The sequence below is a fragment of the Lysobacter antibioticus HS124 genome (assembly GCF_000336385.2).
GTDB lineage: Bacteria > Pseudomonadota > Gammaproteobacteria > Xanthomonadales > Xanthomonadaceae > Lysobacter > Lysobacter firmicutimachus.
In genome coordinates this window covers 34,675-35,710 of sequence record NZ_HG424556.1, presented here as the reverse complement: position 1 = coordinate 35,710, position 1,036 = coordinate 34,675, and the positions used below count along the sequence as shown (strand labels likewise).

1 protein-coding gene and 1 pseudogene are annotated in these 1,036 nt (G+C 70.0%); both read left to right on the top strand.

The genetic code is table 11. The annotated features are described in order from the left end of the window. Nucleotides 1-137 (top strand): annotated as a pseudogene (locus TX83_RS18305) (DUF692 family protein); the annotation flags it as partial. A gap of 15 nt (nt 138-152) precedes the next feature. Continuing rightward, nucleotides 153-929 carry an HvfC family RiPP maturation protein gene (locus tag TX83_RS18300; protein ID WP_064749415.1) on the top strand — a complete coding sequence of 259 codons (777 nt, stop codon included), beginning with the start codon at nt 153-155 and terminating at the stop codon, nt 927-929. The last annotated feature ends 107 nt before the right edge of the window (nt 930-1,036 follow it).

Sequence of the window (1,036 nt, the reverse complement as noted above, 5' to 3'; positions counted from 1 at the left end):
TGTTCGGCCAACGCCCCACCCTGCTCGAGCGCGACTTCAACTTCCCGCCCTACGAAGAACTGCTCGGCGAACTCGGCCAGGTGCGCCGCCTCCTCGCCGAGGCCGCGCCCGCCGCGGCCCGCCGCGCCCGCGGCTGAGTCCAGGCACCGCCCATGAACGACGCTCCTTCGCGCCTGCGCGCGCAACAATTCGAATTGACCCGCTATCTGCGCGACCCGCAGGCCAGTCCGGCCCCGGCCGGCCTGGAAGACCGCCGCCTGGGCATCTACCGCGACCTGTTCTTCAACAACATCGAAGGCCTGCTGGCGGGCAACTTCCCGGTCATCAGCCGGCTGCTCGGCGACGAACGCTGGCCGCGCCTGGTGCGCGACTTCTACCGCGACCATCGTTGCCGCACCCCGCTGTTTCCTGAGATCGCGCGCGAGTTCATGCGCTATCTGGAGCAGCGCGACGCCGTCGGCGACCCGCCGTTCCTGACCGAGCTGGCGCATTACGAATGGGTCGAACTGGCCCTGCAACTGAGCGAAGCGCAGCCCCCGCGCGACGACGCCGGCATCGCCGACGCGGACCTGCTGGAGCACGCACCGCAGTTGTCGCCGCTGGCCTGGCCCCTGGCCTACGCCTGGCCGGTGCACCGCATCGGCCCCGGCTTCGTCCCCGAGCACGCGCCGCAGACGCCCAGTCTGCTGTTGCTGCGCCGCGAGGCCGACGGCGAAGTCCGGTTCTCCGAGCTCAGCCCGCTGGCCTATCGCCTGGTCGAACGCATCGGCGAAGCGCCGCAGCTGAGCGCGCGCGAACAACTCGCCGCCCTGGCCGCCGAAGCCGGCAGCGACGACCCGGCCGCGTTCCTCGAACTCGGCCACGGCCTGCTGCGCACGATGCGCGCCAATGCAGTGATCTACGTCGCTGCGGCGAATGCCTCGGCCTGATCGCTACATCTCGCCGGCGCGAATGCCGGTGCCTACGACTCAACTATTTGGAGCACATCATGTCGCTGTCTCTGCTGAATCCCTGCGTCGCCCTGCGCGACCGCCTT